Source organism: Trichocoleus sp. DQ-A2, from assembly GCF_039961915.1.
Taxonomy (GTDB): Bacteria; Cyanobacteriota; Cyanobacteriia; order Cyanobacteriales; family FACHB-T130; genus FACHB-T130.
In genome coordinates, this window is sequence record NZ_JAMPKD010000007.1 from 195,442 (window position 1) to 215,709 (window position 20,268).

Consider the following 20,268-nt stretch of genomic DNA (forward strand, 5'->3'; position numbering starts at 1 on the left):
ACCAATTACCCATTACCAATTACCCATTACCAATTACCCATTAGCTAACTTTAAATCGACCCACGTTTGCTTGCAGTTCTTGCGCCAACGCTAGCAATTCCTTAAAGGATGCCGATACATCGGTGGCTCCCGTTGAGGTTTTAGTGGCGATCGCTGCCACATCGGTCATGGTTTTGGTGACTGCATCGGAAGCTTTGGATTGCACGACAGCCGCTTGGGCGATCGCTTCCACCAAGGCGCTGATCTGGGCGCTGGCAGTTGTAATTTTGTTCAGGCTTTGGCGGGTTTCATCCACCAGTTTCGTCCCTGTAACGACCTGCTCGGTGCCCGCTTCCATCGCCGCTACCACCTCATTAGTTTCTGCTTGAATGCCTGCAACCAGCTTTTCGATTTCCGCCGTTGCTGCCGCCGATTGCCGCGCTAGCGATCGCACTTCATCCGCAACGACGGCGAAGCCTCGACCCTCTTCCCCAGCGCGTGCCGCCTCAATTGAAGCATTGAGCGCCAACAAGTTCGTTTGAGCGGCAAAGGTGCCAATTAGGTTCACCACTTTGGAAATCTTTTGCGAAGATTCGCCCAAACGCTTGACTTTTTTAGAGGTTTCTGCGACAGTTTCCCGAATCGCTAGAATCCCGTCCACCGTGCGGTTCATGGCAGCGTCACCCTCCTTCACAATCTGCGTCGCTTGTTGAACCGCAGCTTCCGCTTGTTCGGCATTGGCAGCAACCGCTCGAATCGAGGTGGACATTTCCTGAATTCGATCCAGAGCAGCTAAAATTTCCTCTGATTGCCGTAAAGCTTCTGCCGATAGCTCTTGAACAGAGACTTCATTGCTGCTGGTGGTTGCTGCCACTTGTTTGGCGGCGGTTTGCACCTGGCTAACAATTTTCCGTAAGCTACCGATCGTGGCATTGTAGGAGTCAGCAATCGTGCCAATTTCATCCTCAGTCACCTGCGCCCGAATGGTGAGGTCTCCTTTACTGACAGGATCGACTTCCAGCAGCAGTTCCAGCGCTCGTTTTTGCAGGGCTTCCTTGGCTGACCTTTGCTGTTCGGCATTTGCAGATTGTTGGCGGGTCGCTTCCTCTTGCGCCGCCAGCAAAGTTTGAATCTGTTCCAGCAGCGTCGCTTGGTTGAGGGCAATACCCACTTGAGTTGTCAACTGGGTGAACAAATCGATTTCACCCTTCTGCCAAATGCGAGTCCCCGAACATTGATGAGCAATCATCAAGCCGAATAGCTCGTTATCTACTACGATGGGCACGACCAAGTTGGCTTTGACTTGAAAGCGCTCCAACATTTTAATGTGACACTCGTTCAGACCCGCTTGATAAATATCCTCAATCGCACGAATGCGCCCTTTGTTGTAGCTTCCCCCCTGCGTCTCTTTCAAGCAGGTATCTTCAACTTTGACTCCTTGAGTGGGCATCCAACCCGTCGCTACAGATTCTGCAATTACCGTCCCATCCCAGTTCGCATCGAAGCGATAGACGATTAAGCGATCTGTTTTAAATGCGCGTCGCACCTCTTCGACCGCTGTATTCAGAATGTCTTCCAGCTTCAGAGATTCCCGAATGCGGAGAGTAATCATCGACAAAAGTTGCGATCGCGTGGCTTGAGCTTCTTTCTGTTCCAGATAGCTGATGCGGTCTATCGCCAAACCAACTTGAGTGGACAACTGCGTGCAGATAGCGACTTCAGACTGCTGCCAAGTCCGAGGGGTTGAACACTGCTGGGTACACATTAAGCCCAGTAGTTTGTCACCGCTAACAATCGGGGTGATCACATTGGCTTTGATTTTTAATCGCTCGTACAACTCAACGTGACAAGGGGCGAGATTCGCTTGATAAATGTCATCGATAACAAACACGCGACCTTTGCGGTACAACTCTACCCCCGCCTCTGAGTCGGTGAAATAGGTATCTGCTACTTTCATGTTCATGCAGGTCGGTAATCCGGGCGTCACCGCTTCCGCAACTACATTCCCACTCCAGTCCGGGTTAAAGCGATACAAAAACACCCGTTCCGCATTCAGGATTTGTTGAGCGCCAATTACTGCTTTCTCGAAAACCTCTTTGACATCGAGAGATTCACGAGCGCTGTTGGCAATATCTGCAAACAATTGTGTCAAATTGGCTTCGACTTCTCGCTGTTTGGCTTCCGCTTCCTTCTGTTTGAGGAAACTGATTCGGTCTAAAGCTAAGCCGATTTGAGTAGATAACTGCGAGCAAAAATCTACTTCATACTGCTGCCAAGTCCGAGGAGTAGAACACTGCTGCGTACACATCAAGCCTAATAGTTTGTCACCGCTGACAATTGGGGTGATTACATTGGCTTTGATTTTTAATCGCTCGTACAGCTCAATGTGACAACCTGTAAGATTGGCTTGATAGATGTCATTAATGACAAATACGCGACCCTTGCGATACTTTTCTACACCCACATTCGAGTCGGTGAAGTAAGTATCGGTCACGGTCATTTTCAGGCACGAAGGTAAGCCAGTTGTCACCGCTTCCGCAACAACATCTCCACTCCAATCCGAGTTAAAGCGATACAAAAACACTCGTTCTGCATTCAGGATTTGTTGAGCGCCAACAACGGCTTTTTCAAATACTTCCTTGACATCTAGCAACTCACGAGCGCTAGTAGCAATATCAGCACACAGTTGAATGCGCTTAGCTTCAACTTCTTGCTGTTTTGCTTCAGTTTCTTTCTGTTCTAGGAAACTGATTCGGTCTAGAGCTAAGCCGACTTGAGTAGATAACTGCGAGCAAAAGTCTACTTCATACTGCTGCCAATTCCGAGGATTTGAACACTGTTGCGTACACAGCAAGCCTAATAGTTTATCACCGCTGACAATCGGGGTAATCACATTGGCTCTAATTCTTAATCGCTCATACAACTCAACGTGGCAATAAGTCAAACCAGATTGATAAATATCATTAATGACAAATACGCGACCATTGCGATATCTTTCTACCCCCACATTCGAGTCGGTGAAGTAAGTATCGGTAACAGTCATTTTCAGACAGGAAGGCCAACCCGGCATTACTGATTCAGCAACTACATCCCCACTCCAATCTGGGTTGAAGCGATATAAAAACACCCGTTCCGCATTCAGGATTTGTTGAGCGCCAACAACGGCTTTTTCAAATACTTCCTTGACATCGAGAGATTCACGAGCGCTAGTAGCAATATCGGCACACAGTTGAATGCGCTTAGCTTCAACTTCTTGCTGTTTTGCTTCAGCTTCCTTCTGTTCTAAGAAACTGATTCGGTCCAGAGCTAAGCCGACTTGAGTAGACAACTGCGAACAAAAATCGACTTCATACTGCTGCCAATTCCGAGCATTTGAACACTGCTGCGTACACAGCAAACCTAATAGTTTATCACCGCTGACAATCGGGGTAATCACATTGGCTTTGATTTTTAATCGCTCATACAACTCAATGTGGCAACCCGTAAGATTGGCTTTGTAGATGTCATTGATGACAAACACGCGACCATTGCGGTATCGTTCTACCCCCGCTGGAGAGTCGGTGAAGTAGGTATCCGTGACGGTCATTTTTAAGCAGGAAGGCCAACCTGGAGCAATAGATTCCGCGACGATATCTCCACTCCAGTCTGGATTGAAGCGATACAAAAACACCCGTTCTGCTTTGAGGATTTGTTGAGTTCCTTGAACGGCTTTCTCGAAAATTTCTTTGACATCTAACGATTCTCTAGCGCTGGTGGCAATATCGGCACACAACTGTAATCGCTTGGCTTCAACTTCTTGTTGTTTAGCTTCAACTTCCCGCTTTTGCAAATAGCCAATCCGATCTATGGCTAGCCCTAATTGAGTGGACACCTGGGTACAGAAATCGACTTCAGACTGCTGCCAAGTCCGAGGATTAGAACACTGCTGCGTACACATCAAGCCGAGTAGTTTGTCGCCGCTAATCAGCGGGGTAATTACATTGGCTTTGATTTTTAATCGCTCGTACAACTCAATGTGGCAAGGTGTGAGATTGGCTTTATAGATGTCATCAATGACAAAAACGCGGCCCTTCCGATAGAGTTCTACTCCCACCTTGGAAGAGGTGAAGTAGGTATCAGCTACCTTGATTTTCATGCAGGTCGGCAATCCGGGCGCTACCGCTTCGGCAACAACATAGCCACTCCAGTCTGGATTGAAGCGATAGATAAATACTCGTTCTGCATTCAGGATTTGTTGCGTGCCTTGAACTGCTTTCTTGAAGACTTCATGGATATCGAGAGATTCTCTGGCACTGGTAGCAATATCGGCACATAGTTGTAATCGCTTGCCTTCAACTTCTTGCTTGCTTAATAAGTCTTTAACTCGTGCCACTAAGTTATTGAAGCTGACAGCTAGAGTTTGGGTTTCAGTAGTCCCGCGAGGTTCAACGTAGGCATCCAAATTTCCGGCAGCAACCTGCTCTGATGTACCCGTCAATTCTTTCAAAGGAGCAGACCAGCGGCGTGCTAAACTCACCACAATGCCTGCACCTACGGCTCCCAAGGAAAGAAAAATTAGGACAAAAATTAGCCCATGCTCATTTCCTGCGGCAGCAATTTCCGAAAGTTCAATTGAGGTGACACTGACCAAATCGATGCCAGGAACTGCGGCAAGGCTATACTTTCTGCCGTCCCGATCGAATGAAGTACTCAGAACTAATTGTCCCTCTTGGCGAACGTAAGGGACAATGGTAAGTCCCTGGAGTTGACCTGTAGTGGCAACGTAGCTTGGTTTTTTCCCTAGGGTGGCGTTTTCCCCAAAATTAGCCTTTTGTACTTCTAGTTCGGCTAACAGAGCGGTGGCTGTTTGTAAAACCGCATCGCCACCCAACACTTCTTTCTGCGCGATCGCGCCATTAGATGTAATGGTACTAATAACGGCTTTGCTTGCCGGAGCCAAAATCTGAATTTTTTCAGTGTTACTCAGTCCTACATGCTCCAACGGCACCGCTAGTTCGTCAAAGTTAGCAGCACGCGCAACATCAATAGTTAAGGAATTTTCTGCCAAAGACGACGAAATCAAAGCATCCTTGACCTTTACGCCAGCCAAGTTGGAGGAAAGCATCGCGTCATTCCATAATTTCGTCTCGGTGCGCCCAGATGCTTGATAATTCGTCATCCCCCAGCTCACAATACCTGCGATCGCTAGCGGTGCTAGTACCACAGGTAAGATTGTCCTCAACAATTGGCTGCGGAGCGTGGGACTTTTAGATAGATTCAATTGTGGAGACGGCGGGTTAAGCTGGTCTTGCTCTGTTTGCTCTAGCTGCTCTTTTCCCTTGTTCTCTACCTTTTGTTCAAGATTTTGAGATCCGTTTAAATCTTGTTGGTTCGGAATGAGCTTAAGAGGAGGGGGTTGATGGCTAACACCTGTCTTGCGACCCCGGAGACGACGCTTAATATTGGCTTTTGTTGTATCTGATTGAGGATCGGAAGGCGTCTTCATAGTTTAAACTTTGCTAAAGGTAGATGAGTGTGGCGAGTTGAGTTGATTAAGGGATATAGATAGAAGTTAAAAAATTGAAATTCCAGACCCAAAGAAAGACATCTGGATATTCAAACAGCCATTCAAACTTCTGGCTTAGGCATTCCAGCCATGATGGATTCTCCCTCTAGAACCACCAGTATTTCACCATTTGATTTCAGCCAATATCCCCGTAAAAATGGCACCAATTCCGGGGTGACAGATGATTGTGGAGGAGATTGAATTAAATCTGGATCGCAGCTTTCGATGTCTTCGACTCGATTCACTACCAATCCCAGCATCTTTTTTCCTATGATTTGGCTACCAGTTCGCTGTTTACCAAGGATTTGCTGTTCCCCATGAATCACAATGACTGTGTAAGTTGATCGGTTAATTGCCTGTAAGTATAAGGGAGTCAGCCCTACCAAATGACCGAGATCCGCAATCCATAAAATCTCACCACGCCAGTTATAAACTCCCATCACCCAAGGTGGCATATGAGGAATGGGGACAATCTGACCAACTGGAATTGTCAGCACCTCTGTCATTTGGTGCATGGGGAATAGTGCGGTAATGTCCGGAAAAAGATGAAACCGCAAAAATTGCTCTCCCACGACTGCTTTATGTTCTGCGGTTGGGATTTCAAATTGTTGAATTAAAGCTTTGTTTCCAGACAAAAATTCAGATTCCATTGCTTGTCTCTTGACGGTGCTGACGAAGATTTTTCCTAACCTTTAATTAATTGATTAACAGTACGCAGTAGTTCCTCTTGATCGACTGGTTTTGGAATGTAGGCATCTGCTCCTTGTTTCATGCCCCAAAATTTATCCATATCAGTGCTTTTGGTGGAACACATCACGACTGGAATTTTGCTGGTTTCTGCATCTGCTTTGAGTTCGCGGCAGAGCTCAAAGCCGCTACGACCGGGCAATACAACGTCTAAAATGATCACATCAGGTTTATGGCTACTGATTTTTTCTAAGGCTTCTTCTCCAGTATTGGCTGTTAAAACATTTAACCCACCTCGTCGCAAGCAGCTAGCAAAAGTTTCCCTTTCCGTTAGGGTATCTTCAACGATTAAAGCAGTATGCATTGTATTAAGGCTCCTAGGAAAAACAAAAATCAACTGACCACGAGGGAACTGTTTTTGAGGTGCTTGAGGTACTTGTTGGTTATCGCTAGCACCTTTTCTGCATCGACTGGTTTCCCCATGAAATCTGAAGCTCCGACAACCTTAGCTCGGACTCGGTCAATGATACCGTCATTTCCTGTCAAAATAATAATTGGGGTATCTCGGAAAGCAGAAACTTTACGCAATTGGGTACAAATTTCATAGCCGTTCGTATTGGGCATTACCAAGTCTAAAAAGATGATATGAGGTTTGCGGTTTAATAAAGTAGCGATCGCTCGCATCGAATCTGGTACTGCCAAAAATTGATACCCGGCTGACGTAAGAATCTTTTCCATATTTTTGCAAACCAACGGGCTATCATCCACACAAGCAATGAGTGGTTTTCGAGTCGCCGCTTGAGCGGGTGTTTTGCCTGAAGAAGTCGGAGGATTTTTAGCAGTTAATTCTGAAGAAGTCGGGGAAACCGGATTTGCTAAATCAGGAATATCATTTAACTCTACTAATCCAGTTTCAAGGTAAGGCAATAGAGATCGGGTTACTTCCGCAACATTGCGCTTAGTTTGAACCGCAATATCTCGTAAGGTTCTTTGCCCATCTAATAACAATGTCAGAGATTTATAAACGGTAGGCGATGTTTTTTGTTGGAGTTGTTCTGGTTGCTTGATCGATGGCGCTCGATTGGGAAGCACATCAGAAATTTTAGCGATTTTCCAGGCTTGCCAAATTTCTTGAGTTTTCGCGATCGCTTGTTCGGCATCAATCAATAACAACTGGGGGGCTAAGGCATTTTCTTGCTTAATTTGTAATGCTTTTGGTACTTCTTGAGTGATGTCAAACAATAATTCAAGAACAATGCCTTGAATTATTTTTACAACTTGTTCACGGGTAATTTTTTGCTGCTTCAGCCACAAACATAACAAATAATATTCTCGACAGTTTTTGCTAAGATCGGAAGAAGTTTCAGAAATATCAGTTTGTAAACTAAGTTGATTCGGACTAACATTAGAACAATTTATTCCTAAATGTCTTTGCCACCTTCTAACTGGATGAGTTCCTCCAGTTGCGTACAAAATCCGACCCAGGTAGAAGTAAAGAATCCACTCTCGCCCCAAAGTACCTTTCAGGAACAGCCGCCCACTAAAGCGAGCTTCCTTCAAAGTAGTCAGCTTGCTAGCAAAAGCAGTAATCGTCATAGGTTGGGCGGTCATAATTCTTGATTCCTTCTTGCAAAGTTCGCTTGACTTTAGCGAAAACCAGAGTTTACATTTATAAATATTTCTGATAAAAAAGCCTATTAATTTAATTAATAGCACTATATAGAAATAACAAGTCTCAGTAATTTTACTGAAATATTTTTAGAATTTTAGGCGTTCCGTAAATTTACGAAAACCCCCTATTTTAATAATTTTTATTAAGATACGAGCAAACAATTTGATTTCGCTTTGATAATAGTAAACTGAGTCTTAGTTGAGTAAACAATTAAGATAGTTTATTGAGCATAAAACGGAATAAAAAATCCCCCAGGTTGATGCAACTTGGGGGATTTGATCCAAAAGCAGCCTGCTATTGGGTATTAGGAATTAGCCTGCCGCAGGGATAAGTTGCTACAGGTTGTTCAGAAGCATTTTCGACAACAGCGGCAGGAATTTCATCGGAAGGCTGGGTTTTTGCTGCTTGATAGTCCGTCCGCAATTTTGAGAACATCTCTTCTCGACGATCGTACAAGCGCTTCAGGGGGCGGGGCTGACATTGGTTCATCACGTAGGCGGCGATGAGAGGTAGGGCAATTGTGCTGTCGGTGTAACAGACAATGGTGCTAGGTAACTCTTCGGGGTCAATCTTGCCCCAGCTAACGGCTTCGCTGGGTGTTGCACCAGAGAGTCCGCCGGTATCAGGACGCGCATCGGTGACTTGTACGAAGTAATCGTGACCTCGCTCCTCTAATCCCAACACTTCGTGAAGTTGCGGTTGAGTTTGCAGCAGGAAGTTTTTGGGACTACCACCGCCAATAATCACGGCGGCGCTTTTGCCTTCTACGTCTGGGTTGCCGGTTTCACGAGCGCAGTAGGCGATCGCAGCTGTCTCATTCACATCAATGGCTGGATCTAGCACTAAGTTTGAGCCTTCCAAGGACAATGCTGCTACGTTCATCCCAATCGAACTATCCCCCGGCGAAGAAGTATAAATAGGCACACCACATTCATAAGCTGTCGCCAATAAGCAGGAATTTTTCACTCCTAACTGCTTTTCCACTTCCCGAACATACTTTCCAAGCAGGTAGTGAAATTCAGCAGTTCCCATCCGCTTTTGGAACGGTTCTGCTTGCAAAATCTTTCGGATGAAGGCATCAGTTTCCAGCAGCACATCGTAGCCAAAGATAATGTCATAAATGCGAATGGTGCCTTCTTCGCGCAGTTTCACATCATCTGCAAACGGATTCCCTGCGTAAAGGTCGAAACCCAGCCCGAAATGCATATCGTGGTAAAGATTGGCACCCGTGCTGATCATCCAGTCAATAAAACCGTGGCGAATCAGGGGAGCCAAAATTCCCACACCCATCCCAGCGGGGGTCATCGCGCCTGATAGACTGACTCCGACGGTGACGCCCTCACGCATGACCTCTCGGCTGAGCAAGTGACACATTTCCCGCAGACGCGCTGAGTTGTAGGCGCTGAAGTAACCATCAATTAGATCGACAACATTAATTGCTGTCGGCATGGGGGCGGGTGCGATTTTGTTACCGGGCAGTTGTGACATTTTTTACTTTTAAAAGAATGAACCGCATTGTCAACTATAACCAGCAAAAGCGAGTCAGAAACCCAACTGGAGCAGGAAAAATATAAGTGTGGGGAAAAGATAAATGAGAGCGAGAGCGATCGCACTCGTTGCATCCTCACGCAGATAATTTTGTCGGGTAAGCAGCGATCGCTCTAGCGCCATCCCTTATCTGATTGAATTCTACTCAGTATCGGTGGGGTCTTTTTGCCCTTACAGCACTTAGGATTTTTTCAGGCGAGCGCTACCTTGTCTTAAATAATTTCTTTTATCGCAGCCGAGTAAGAATTATAGGCAGTATCCCCAAAGCAAATGAAAATCGCCTGCTCTATCGAGGTAGTGCGCTCCAAAAACTTCTTCACTTCAGTTACAGCAATTCTAGTGGCGCGTTCTATCGGGAACCCATAGACACCCGTGCTAATAGCTGGGAAGGCAATGCTGCGTATCTCGTATTGCTCCGCCAAAGCCAGAGAATTGCGATAACATCTAGCTAGCAGCTCATCTTCCTGGCGATCGCCCCCTCGCCAAATTGGGCCAACTGTGTGGATTATCCACTCGGCGGGGAGATTGTAACCTTTTGTAATCTTTGCTTCACCCGTGGCACAGCCCTTCAACTGGCGACATTCTGACAACAATTCTGGTCCAGCGGCGCGGTGAATTGCCCCATCGACGCCGCCACCACCGAGTAAGGAGGTATTCGCTGCGTTGACGATCGCATCTACCTTTTGCTGAGTTATATCACCTTGAACGATTGCAATTTTGCCTAAAATCATGGGATTTTTTTCCTTAGCACAAAAAACTGACCAAGACCGGCTGAGTCATAATTGCCATCATAGGGGTGTTGCAAAGCTCCCTGCGGGGATCGCAAAAGCGATCGCCACAATTCGATAAATCTCAAATTTTTGTAAACTGGAAAAAGGTCATTCTCATGGCTTTAATCCAGAGAAGGATTTTGTCTCAGTCCAGTCAATATGACAAGATGGCAAGCAATCTTTCCTCTCGCAATCCCGTTAGAGTTCAATCAGCATCTCAAAGCCAGCACCATAATCATTGGTCTAATTTTGAGGAAATGTTGCAACGGCTTCATGCAGAAGGTTTGTACATTCATCCCGAGCATCTGGCAGAATTTCTGCTGGCGCATGGTATCCCTGTCAACCTCCGCTATGTACCCGAACATTTGAAGAGTAAAGCGGTTTTCATTAACGAGAACTACCAGGGCGATATGGCTCATTTAGTTGAAGAACCCGATGCTACTTCCAGCCAGTTTCCGTGGTTGAATTAAGACCAGATAATCGCTAATGGCTAATCGCTCGTGGCTAATTGTTAATAGTTATGGGCGATTAGCGATCGGCTCTCAATTAGAGATGTAAAATCAAAACTTTGATTTTTCCTCAGCAAGGGGAGAGATTTAATTTAGCAGTTTATTTATATCTATTTACTGATAACAGTTGTGCTACAAATTGCACATAGTTTTAAATTCATTCACATGGGCAGGGCAACACGCACAATGGTTTTTTGAGTGGGAATACTCTCAATTGATAATTCGCCAGCGTGTAGTTCGGCTAGGCGTTTAGCAATGAGCAAGCCCAAACCAGAGCCTTGCTGTGAAGCGAGTTTGCGCTCAAATCGCATATAGGCTCCAATTGTCGCAATTTGCTCTGGTGTCATCCCCTGTCCGAAGTTGCTCACGGACAGTACAAAAGTGCTATTTTTACATCGAGTGGCAACGCGAATTGCGGTGTTGGGAGACGAAAATTTACAGGCATTATCGATTAGTTCTTCCACAATTTTTCGCAATTTTGGCTCTGAAATTAAGACGGTAGCTTCTTGGAGGTCTAATTCCAAATCCATTTCCCGACAAACTTGCTTGGCTTTTTTAATCGCCGCTTCTGCGATCGCGCTCTTCGCTGAATCAGTTCGGCTGTTTTGTCTAAGATCCGCTATCTGAAGCGGATCGGTTCCGATTAGCTCTAATTGAGCGAAGAGTAAAAAATTCTGGACTAACTTAGATAAACGTTCCGCAGAGGTACGAATATCGACTGCCATTTCTAGAATTTCTTGCGGTTCTAGGGAGTCGGCTTCATCAATTAACATTTGCGAACAACACAAAATGCCATTGAGGGGAGTATGGAGTTCGTGAGGGAGGGAGAAAGAGATATTGCTGCGTAAATCATCGAGTTTTTTTTGCGAATGTCGCTCAATCGCCGCCTGTTTTTCCATCCTCGCTGCGATCGCCCCCAGTAATTCCGCTCTCGTAAATGGCTTGGTGAGGTAGTCGTCTGCACCCAATTCCATCCCTTGACGCCAATCGGTTTTCGCTGCTTTGGCAGTGAGAAAGATAAAGGGAATCGTTGCCGTGACAGGGTTAGAGCGAAGTGCCTTCAGAACGCCATAACCGTCGAGTTCCGGCATTAGCGCATCGGAGAGAATTAAATCGGGGATTTCTGCTTGAGCTAACTGCAACCCTATTTGACCATTTTCGGCTGCAATAGCGTCAAATCCTTCTGCTTCTAACAACTCCAGAATGTTCTCTCTGATAGATATTTCATCTTCAATTACCAGAATCTTTGCCATATCAGCGATCGCCTAGCAGGTAAGCAATTAAAAATTAAAAATGTCAGCTCCCAGGACTGCAAACAAGATGTTCGCTAGGATTGTCCAAATTCAATGCACAACAACCGAGCAGCTTTAATAAGGTTTGAGTATGTTCGGGGCACTTTCTTCTATACACCCAAACTTTCCTTTTAAATAAAGACTTTAGACTTTATCTTGCAAGAAAGCTTACCTTAGCACGGGCGGGTAGACCTTGCCTCTACAGCACTCTTCAGGGGTAGTCTTACTTTAAATTTAGTGCCCACACCCACTTTACTCTTAACGGTAATCTCACCCCCGTGAAGATCCACACACTTCTTAACGATTGCTAATCCTAAACCAGTTCCAGGGATGTTGCCGACATTCGCGGATCGATGAAATGCTTCAAATAAGCACTGACGCTCTTGCAGAGGAATCCCAATTCCTTTGTCTTCAATTTGGAAGACGATTGCATCTTTTTGTTGGGTAATTTCAAATCTGACTGGACTCCCTTCAGGTGAATATTTTATCGCGTTTGAAAGGAGATTGCTAAGAATATGTCGCAGCAATTTTTCATCTAGACTAAAGGAGGTAGATTTGCAATGATTAATCAAGTTGATTGCACGGGAATTGCCCTCATTCAGTTGCAATTCTTTCACTAATTCAATACAAAATTCTTCTAGATGCAGCGGTTCAGGTTTGAAGTCCGACTGTCCGGCTTCGGCTTTACCAATGATTAATACATCATCAAGCAGTCCAATCATGTGCTTAACAGCGATTTGAATGCGATGCAGGTGGATGAGTTTTTTCTCTTCAGACCAATTGTTACTGTAATGTTCCAATAATTCGGCAGAAGAGAGGATCGTACTCAGGGGAGTGCGGAATTCGTGGGAAGTCATGGAGATAAAGCGGGATTTTAGGTCGCCGAGTTCTTTTTCTCGCTCAAGCGATGCTCGCAGTTCTTCTTCTAATTGCTTTCGTTTGGTAATATCAATTCCTACTGTGACAGCCGCTTGATCTTGGTTGTATTTCTGCGCCACCATAAGATAATTTTTGATATTGCCGTCAACTTCTGCGGTCACTTCCTGAGAGGTTGTTTTCGTCGGGGAAGCAAAGAATTGCTCCACAAATTCACTAAAGTTGGGGCTACTGTCAAAACAGCTAAGTTCCTGACCGACAAATTCCTCTGAAGACAAGTTAAAGGATGCAGCTAAATGCTGGTTGACGCCCAGGTATTGTAAATCCGAGCTAATCCAGGAGACAAATCCAGGCACGGCATCTAAGACGGCTAAAAGTTGGTTTTTTGCCTGTTGCAGCGCCAATCCCATTTGCTTATAGGCTGCCATTGTAATTTCATGCACCTCTGACTGAGCCAGCAGAAGTTGATGCACGTCTAACAATTTATAAATTCCGGGTGCTGTTTGTACGATGATTGGTTCATAGATCAATTCAGGCGAGCGCTTCAAAGACTCCCGCACCGCTGCGGTAATGGAAGTATAACTGGGAAAAACTAGAATTTCGGTATGGTTAAATTGATAGAGCGATCGCAAACTTCGTTTCGACAGTAACTCCAAGCTGTAACGACGGCTCAGATATTCAAAAAAACGCCTGCGACTGATCATCCCGACTAGTTGGTTTTTATCCATGAGGATTAAACCCGGTAGTAGCGGTTTTTCCTCGAAAAGCCTGAGAACCTCTGCGGCTGTGTGGTTGTATTCAATGCAAGCCTCATACAGGGTTAATCCCTGCAATGTAGACTCCAAATTCAGATTAAGTTGCTCTGCACCTTGTTCAGAAGAGATTGATAAGGTTAAAGACATAAATCTTAAAAGAAGGTAAGTAAATTTATACTGAAATCAGTGTTGCTGAATCTATAGGCAAAATGGAAGGGGGGTTATGCCCTCTGTCTTGAAGTGATGACTGGGAGCGATTCCCTGCAATTATAAGGAATTGCCGATGGCTTATCCTGATGCATATCCCTTTGGGGCTATTTTAATAGGTGTGAAAGTTTTTTCTAGGCAGACTTGATGACAACTCCTACCCCGACTGATTTAAATAAAAATTTAGAATCTGCTGACTTACTGGAGACAGAAACATCATCACTAACTCCAGAACAATACCAGCGCAAGATGCAGCGGCGCAAGGAAGTTCAAGAGCAGCGGGTGGCAAAGGCATCTCAGGAGAAAGGCTTAATTATTGTTAATACAGGCAATGGCAAGGGAAAAACCACTGCTGCTTTGGGAATGGTAATGCGATCGCTTGGTCACGGCTATCGAGTCGGGATCGTACAATTCATTAAAGGAGCCTGGGAACCCGCTGAGAAAGCTGTCCTCGGTCGCTGGGAAGGTCAGCTAGAGTTCCACGCGATGGGAGAAGGCTTCACTTGGGAAACTCAAGACCAACAGCGAGATATCCAGAAAGCGCATCAGGCTTGGGAAACTGGACTCAGCTTTATCCGCAATCCTGAATTTAAGCTAGTGCTGTTGGATGAAATCAACGTAGCTTTAAAACTCGGCTATTTGAGCGTTGAGGAAGTGCTAGCTGGGTTGGAGGAAAAGCCTGCGGATTCTCACGTTATTCTCACCGGCAGAGGTGCCCCAGCAGCCCTAATTGAACGAGCCGACTTGGTAACGGAAATGACCCTCGTTAAGCATCCGTTCCGGGAACAGGGCGTCAAGGCGCAGCCAGGAATCGAGTTTTGAAGTTCAAAAAATCAAGAAACCCGTTTTCTTGAAGAAAACGGGTTTTTGGAGGAGCTAATTGTTTTTCTGGTGATTAGCCATGGGTTAGTAGCAACAAACTACTGACAACTACCTTGATTTGCACCGCCAAAGCTTACTTCTAGTTAGAAGTTAACTTTACAAGCGTTCAAGATTTGCTGGTCGTTAGCGCTAATTTTGTTAATTGGGTGATAGCCCTGGAGCCGTAAACTATCTTCAATGGGCAACCGACTATCGGCAGAGGCGACTGGGGGGGCTTCGCTGAGGGCAATTGAGTGAGAATATGTTGTACTGTCGTAGGGATCTTGAACGGTTAGATTGATTTGCTGTGCCCCAACCTTGCCGGAAAAACAACTATATTCTGAGGAAGGCATATAAAACGCACCCCTTACCTTTCCCTGACGCGCCTCAAATACTATATATTCTTGACCAATCTCTTCTGTCTTTTGGGAGCTACCATACAAATAAATACCGTCAGCCACTGAAGTGTCTGATGCTGGCATTTGTGCAAGGGAAACGGAATTTGTGCCAACGATTCCCGTCTTACTGAAGGATGTTGGTGCTTGCAATGCAACTGTGCTGGTTGCGAAGCTCATCGTTAGAAGTAATCCTAGGGCAGGTACTTCAAGCGGAAGCCGAGACATAAATTGCTGATAAAACTTGTTAAGCACCGTTTTTTCCCCCCTAGCAATTACGAGCAGACACCCTCAAGCATCTAATTACAAAGTACCTAATTCCTTAGGTGTAAAGCTTCACCCATTTGAATGAACCGTAGGTCATCCGAAAGGAGTTTTTTTTGTTAAGACAAGCAACGCATTCATCTTTGATTCCCGGTTATTAAATTGCCTTCTAAAATCAAAATGCGTATTTATACTCACTTTATTCACCCGTTTTATGAGCTTTCCCAAATCGGGTCAGTGTGGGCTTGTCTGTAGTACTTGTTCTTTAACTGTGGATGACTTCACTGGCACCCGTTCGAGTTCCCGAACTGCTTTACGAAACTTTACAAAAATATAAAAAAAGAGCAGTAACAGATTTTAGATGTCTACAAAAAACTTCAACAGGTAGACACATCTACTCGACAGGGGCTAAAAGCGGGGATTAAAATGACTGAAAAACCCGCCCTTACTTAGCTGTAAGGACGGGTTTTAGGAGCGATCGCTATAGGATGATGTGGGAGGCAGGAGCATAGCGGGTCGATCCCGCCTCTACAATTAACTAGCAGCGATATACTCGCGGACATTCGCCTGACGACGGCGCAGATGGGCGAGGGCTTGGTGTTCTAGCTGGCGTACCCGTTCGCGGCTGAGGCTTAGGCGTTCGCCGACTTTTGCTAGAGATAGCTCGTTACCATCTTCCAAGCCAAAGCGCAGAGTTAGCACTTCCCGCTGCTGTGGGGTTAGTTCTGCCAGAAGATCGTCCAGGTCTTGCCGCAGCGACTCCTGGGTCATATAATGGTCAGGGGTTGGGCCTTCGTCTTCCAGAAGGTCTTGCAGTTCGGTATCCTGGTTATCGCCAACGCGCACATCCAGAGAAATCGGTTGACGGGCGATATTCAAGTACTCGCGGATCAACGCGGGTTCTAAATCCAGCGCCTTAGCGATTTCACCGGGGGTAGCACTGCGACCAAGCGTCTGAGCTAGTTCCCGTTGCACCCGCTTAATTTTATTAAGCTTTTCGGTGATGTGGATGGGCAAACGAATCGCACGGGCTTGTTGAGCGATCGCGCGAGTAATCGCTTGGCGAATCCACCAGTAGGCGTAGGTCGAAAACTTGTAACCGCGCATCGGGTCAAATTTCTCGACGCCGCGTTCCAAGCCGAGAGTACCTTCCTGAATCAAATCCAGGAATTCCATGTTACGCTTCTGGTACTTCTTCGCGATCGCGACCACTAGACGCAAGTTAGCCTCTATCATCTTGCGCTTTGCCCGCGTTCCCAGTTTGATTATCCGGTCGAGTTCGGGTTCACTCAAGCTAACATGGTCTGCCCACTCTTGATGAGTTGGTTCTCGCTGCAATGTCTCAGCCAAGGTCTCCTTCGCCTCCAGCAGCGCCATCATTTGCTGCACCTGCTTGCCGAAGACAATCTCTTGTTCGTGGGTCAGCAGGGGCACGCGCCCAATCTCATGCAGATAGGTGCGAACCATATCAGCCGTAAACGTGGGTTGTTTAGTCGTCTTTTTTAGGGTGTTGGCAGTGGGCATGAGTGAGTGGTGACTCCGTAAACAAGCAACAATTCTGTAGCAGGGGTTGACCTTAGCGGGAGATTGCCAGCTCTTACAATGAGAGTAGCTAGGTCAATTAGTGGAACACATCCTGCAAAAGTTGTAAAGATCGCCTACCCAATTGAATAGGCAAACATAACACACAAAAAGCTAATCGTCAAACCTTTCGGCTGGGGGATGCCTTAAAGAGCTGGTATCGACCCCCATTTAGCCACTCCTGATAAGTAATCAAGGCTAAAAAGTCAAAGTCGGTATGAGTTTGTTTTACATTTCTATCGTATCACTAATGATAGACGACGCTCCAGGTTGAAAGGTTCATCCGATTGGGTTAAACTTGCTGCTCTGGCAAATTCCCGTTAACCCTTGAGTACCACCCGGAAAATCATTAGCTAAAAGCGTCCTATCTGTGTCCTATATATATAATCATCCACGGAAAACCCTTCAACGGGTACTCTAGTCGTTGTGGGATAACCGAACTATTTTTGCCTAGAAGTCCGTAGTCAATAATCATTGGACTATTGACTACGGATTAAAAACCACGATCAAAAACCAATATCAGCTTTAGCGGCTTCAGCCGCAGCGAACACTTCATCGTCTGGCATCTCTTCCCAGCAAGTATCGCCAATTTCTCTGTAGAACGTTTCATCGTAAGGACGAGTCCGCACCACCACAGGCATTGGAACCGCGTGACCCAAAATTAAAGCTTGTTGCTTGGAATCCAATTTTGCTAGAACGGAACGCAGACTCATGCCGCCAGAGACGCCAGTAAAAATGGCGTCGATGTCTTTGTCATCGTTTAGCAAAGCAGTGATGCGGGTGCCAATCTGGGACATCACCTCATTATCAATTCCAGAGGGACGCTGATCTACCACCAGAAGGGTGACAAAGTATTTTCGCATCTCGCGGGCAATCGTACCGAAAATGGTACTTTGCACGATGGCGGAGTCAAGGAAGCGGTGGGCTTCTTCTATCGTAATGACTAGCTGCTGAGGACGATCGATGGGGTTTTTGGTCTGCAAAAACAATTCAGACTTACTTACATAAGCTTTGTGAATGCGGCGGGTGATCATATTCGTCACCAGCATATAGGAGAGCATATCTGACTGAGAACCAAACTCAATCACCACGTGCTGACCTGCATCGAGGCATTGCAAAATTTGATTGACGTAGTTGTGGGGACAGGCAGTACGTAGATATTTAAGATTTTCCAGGCGCATCAGCTTACGCTGCAACGCCATAATTGAACCCTTATGACCCTTCTTCTCCTCGCAGAACATCTGGATTTCCTCGTTGGTCATATTCAACAGTTGGACAATCCAGGAGTTGCCAAACTCGGCGTGCAGAATATTGGCATTGTCCAAAGCTGCTTCGGAAAGACCTAACTCATTCCGCACAAGCATGATGTCTTGGACTTCGATTTGGTCGTAGCTGAGGTACAGTTCCTGAGAGTCACGCACCCCGCGCCGCTTGGTAGATTGGGGGTCAAGGGTGTAAATTTGCACCTGTCCTGGGAATAGCTGCCGCAAGCCTTTGACAGTGCTGAAGTGTTTGCCTTCGCGGACAGCTTCCCAGCCATATTCCGAGTGCATATCAAAAATTAAATTGACCGCTGCCTGCCTGCGGATGATGCCAGATAAGAGTAAGCGGGTGAGAAAGGATTTGCCGGTGCCAGATTTCCCGAAAACGCCGTTGCTGCGTTCCACGAATCGGTGTAAATCCAGACATACGGGCACATCCATATCCAAAGGTTGACCGATGGCGAAGTTGCACCGAGTGGGGTCATCTTCCCAACCGAAGACGGCGCGGAAATCGCGTTCCGTCGCATCATAAACCTGGCTGAAATGACTGGGAATTGTCTTAACGGGCATCAACTCCATCTCAGTATCAGCACTGCTTTGTAGTTGAAACGATCCCAGAGTTGCACCGTTGGATTTGCCGTTGGAGTTAGGATTTTCGGCACCCACCACATAAGCGCCTACTGACTTTGTTGCTTCTCGTGTCAGCATTAACATCGGCGTCAGATTGATGGTGCCATAGGTGCCACTCCCTGCTAGAACCGCTTGCAAAAAAGTGTCCTCTGGACTGGGAGGGTTGGCAACAATTCGCTGACTGGAGGTGCCCAGCGAAACGTCTGTGAGCATACAGAAGAAATCTGAACGGGCACCTTTGACTACCAGAAATTTGCCAACCCGCATATCCTCTACAGAAATATCGGGATGTAGTCTTACTTCTAGTCCCTGACTGAGGGAGCCTTGAATTACCGACCCTAATGGCATTTCCATAATCGCTTCTGGAGTCTTTTTAGTGTTGCTTCAGAACACTTAGGCATCCAAAGTTTACCCTAATTCTCGGAGCCTAACTATTCGCTCAATCTTAGATTTTGGATTTTTCAACCAATCCAAAATCTAAAATCTAAAATGGATTGCCTAATCTATCTCAATTGATGTTGGCGTTGAGCCTGTGGCTCCGGCGGTTGTGTTGGCACTTAGGGGTTTGCGATAATCGGCATAAAGGCGATCGCGCCAGTTGAAAAATGTCTCGTAAGCGCTACGGTCAGCCAATCCAGGGATTCCTTTGCCTCTAAGGGTTTCGGGAAGGTCAAGATAGGGGCCAGAGGGAAATTTAATCAGCATACTCAGCCCAGCGACGGCAAAATCTGCCAAGGTTGGATAGTCGCCGACTAAGTAAGGGCTTTCCAATAGTAGCAGGGATAGGCTCTCTAGGTCTTGCTGAAGATCCTCTGTCGCCGCTTGTACGGCATCGGGGCCGTATCCGACGCCAAGACCCAGGAGATTCAGCACTTCACCAGGCAGTGCCCCCACGAGAGTCTTGAGAGCATCTGGCGTGTTGCTGGGTAAAATCGAGGTGCGGAAGCTCTGATTTTGGCTGAGTGCCCCAAACAACACCTTACGACTTTTGAGACCGATAGATTCATCTGCCCAGGCTTCAATCAGTAAGCACAGTCCCTTTTGTTTCGGGTCAACGGGGATTAGGGGTCGGTCGGGATATTGCTTGTCGAGGTACTTAGCGATCGCTGTCGAATCAGCAATTACTGTATTGCCATCCTTCAGGACAGGTACCTGTCGTTGACCAGACATGCGGAACAATTCTACCTGTCCCACTCCTGGCGTTACCTCAATTTTGCGGTAGGGCAGACCTTTATAATCCAGCAGCAGTCGCACTTTTTCGGCGTAGTGGGATAGCTCAAATTGGTACAACTCCAGCATTTTTTATCTCCTTCTATTTTTAAGTAACACTGTTAATCTAACGCTTTTAGCCTACTATTGTTATTATTTGCATCGGTGGAACTAAAAGCAAAAATTATTGTTTTTGGGCAGATGTACTTATTAAATTACTTATTTT

Annotated in this window: 15 protein-coding genes; 3 read left to right on the top strand and 12 right to left on the bottom strand. The window is 46.1% G+C overall.

Going from position 1 to position 20,268, the window contains the following annotated elements:
* Nucleotides 1-40: 40 nt before the first annotated feature.
* From NC997_RS09125 to speY, 5 genes are all read right to left on the bottom strand, one after another.
* Nucleotides 41-5,464, bottom strand: a complete 5,424-nt coding sequence (locus NC997_RS09125) for a GAF domain-containing protein (RefSeq protein ID WP_190527478.1) — start codon at nucleotides 5,462-5,464, stop codon at nucleotides 41-43.
* Nucleotides 5,465-5,586: 122 nt separating this feature from the next.
* Nucleotides 5,587-6,174: a chemotaxis protein CheW gene (locus NC997_RS09130; RefSeq protein WP_190527480.1), complete on the bottom strand. Its 588-nt coding sequence runs from the start codon at nucleotides 6,172-6,174 to the stop codon at nucleotides 5,587-5,589.
* 35 nt (nucleotides 6,175-6,209) lie between these two features.
* Entirely contained in the window at nucleotides 6,210-6,575 is a 366-nt protein-coding gene (locus NC997_RS09135) for a response regulator (protein ID WP_190412983.1), read from the bottom strand.
* A 29-nt stretch (nucleotides 6,576-6,604) separates the two neighbouring features.
* Nucleotides 6,605-7,822, bottom strand: coding sequence for a response regulator (locus NC997_RS09140; protein ID WP_190412982.1), 1,218 nt, complete (start codon nucleotides 7,820-7,822; stop codon nucleotides 6,605-6,607).
* A 355-nt stretch (nucleotides 7,823-8,177) separates the two neighbouring features.
* The gene (speY, locus tag NC997_RS09145; protein WP_190412981.1) at nucleotides 8,178-9,371 is read right to left on the bottom strand and encodes a deoxyhypusine synthase; all 1,194 of its coding nucleotides are present in this window, start codon (nucleotides 9,369-9,371) and stop codon (nucleotides 8,178-8,180) included.
* Between the two features lie 27 nt (nucleotides 9,372-9,398).
* Here speY and NC997_RS09150 point away from each other — a divergent pair, with 27 nt between their 5' ends.
* Nucleotides 9,399-9,548 carry a hypothetical protein gene (locus NC997_RS09150; RefSeq protein ID WP_190412980.1) on the top strand — a complete coding sequence of 50 codons (150 nt, stop codon included), beginning with the start codon at nucleotides 9,399-9,401 and terminating at the stop codon, nucleotides 9,546-9,548.
* Nucleotides 9,549-9,643: 95 nt separating this feature from the next.
* On the opposite strand, the gene NC997_RS09155 is transcribed toward NC997_RS09150, so the two are convergent.
* Nucleotides 9,644-10,162 carry an O-acetyl-ADP-ribose deacetylase gene (locus NC997_RS09155; protein ID WP_190527482.1) on the bottom strand — a complete coding sequence of 173 codons (519 nt, stop codon included), beginning with the start codon at nucleotides 10,160-10,162 and terminating at the stop codon, nucleotides 9,644-9,646.
* Nucleotides 10,163-10,230: 68 nt separating this feature from the next.
* Here NC997_RS09155 and NC997_RS09160 point away from each other — a divergent pair, with 68 nt between their 5' ends.
* Nucleotides 10,231-10,671 carry a hypothetical protein gene (locus tag NC997_RS09160; protein ID WP_348257781.1) on the top strand — a complete coding sequence of 147 codons (441 nt, stop codon included), beginning with the start codon at nucleotides 10,231-10,233 and terminating at the stop codon, nucleotides 10,669-10,671.
* Between the two features lie 200 nt (nucleotides 10,672-10,871).
* Here NC997_RS09160 and NC997_RS09165 read toward each other — a convergent pair whose 3' ends face one another.
* Both NC997_RS09165 and NC997_RS09170 read right to left on the bottom strand, forming a co-directional pair.
* On the bottom strand, nucleotides 10,872-11,963 hold the full coding sequence (locus NC997_RS09165; protein WP_190527486.1) for a response regulator: 1,092 nt from the start codon (nucleotides 11,961-11,963) through the stop codon (nucleotides 10,872-10,874).
* Between the two features lie 212 nt (nucleotides 11,964-12,175).
* Nucleotides 12,176-13,780, bottom strand: coding sequence for an ATP-binding protein (locus NC997_RS09170; RefSeq protein WP_190412976.1), 1,605 nt, complete (start codon nucleotides 13,778-13,780; stop codon nucleotides 12,176-12,178).
* A 207-nt stretch (nucleotides 13,781-13,987) separates the two neighbouring features.
* Here NC997_RS09170 and cobO point away from each other — a divergent pair, with 207 nt between their 5' ends.
* Nucleotides 13,988-14,662: a cob(I)yrinic acid a,c-diamide adenosyltransferase gene (gene cobO / locus NC997_RS09175; RefSeq protein WP_190412975.1), complete on the top strand. Its 675-nt coding sequence runs from the start codon at nucleotides 13,988-13,990 to the stop codon at nucleotides 14,660-14,662.
* 143 nt (nucleotides 14,663-14,805) lie between these two features.
* Here cobO and NC997_RS09180 read toward each other — a convergent pair whose 3' ends face one another.
* From NC997_RS09180 to NC997_RS09195, 4 genes are all read right to left on the bottom strand, one after another.
* Nucleotides 14,806-15,276: a hypothetical protein gene (locus NC997_RS09180; RefSeq protein ID WP_190428678.1), complete on the bottom strand. Its 471-nt coding sequence runs from the start codon at nucleotides 15,274-15,276 to the stop codon at nucleotides 14,806-14,808.
* A 618-nt stretch (nucleotides 15,277-15,894) separates the two neighbouring features.
* Nucleotides 15,895-16,884, bottom strand: a complete 990-nt coding sequence (locus NC997_RS09185) for an RNA polymerase sigma factor, RpoD/SigA family (RefSeq protein WP_190412973.1) — start codon at nucleotides 16,882-16,884, stop codon at nucleotides 15,895-15,897.
* Between the two features lie 563 nt (nucleotides 16,885-17,447).
* Nucleotides 17,448-19,187: an ATP-binding protein gene (locus NC997_RS09190; protein ID WP_190527488.1), complete on the bottom strand. Its 1,740-nt coding sequence runs from the start codon at nucleotides 19,185-19,187 to the stop codon at nucleotides 17,448-17,450.
* 144 nt (nucleotides 19,188-19,331) lie between these two features.
* On the bottom strand, nucleotides 19,332-20,132 hold the full coding sequence (locus tag NC997_RS09195; RefSeq protein WP_190527490.1) for a glutathione S-transferase family protein: 801 nt from the start codon (nucleotides 20,130-20,132) through the stop codon (nucleotides 19,332-19,334).
* Nucleotides 20,133-20,268 lie beyond the last annotated feature (136 nt).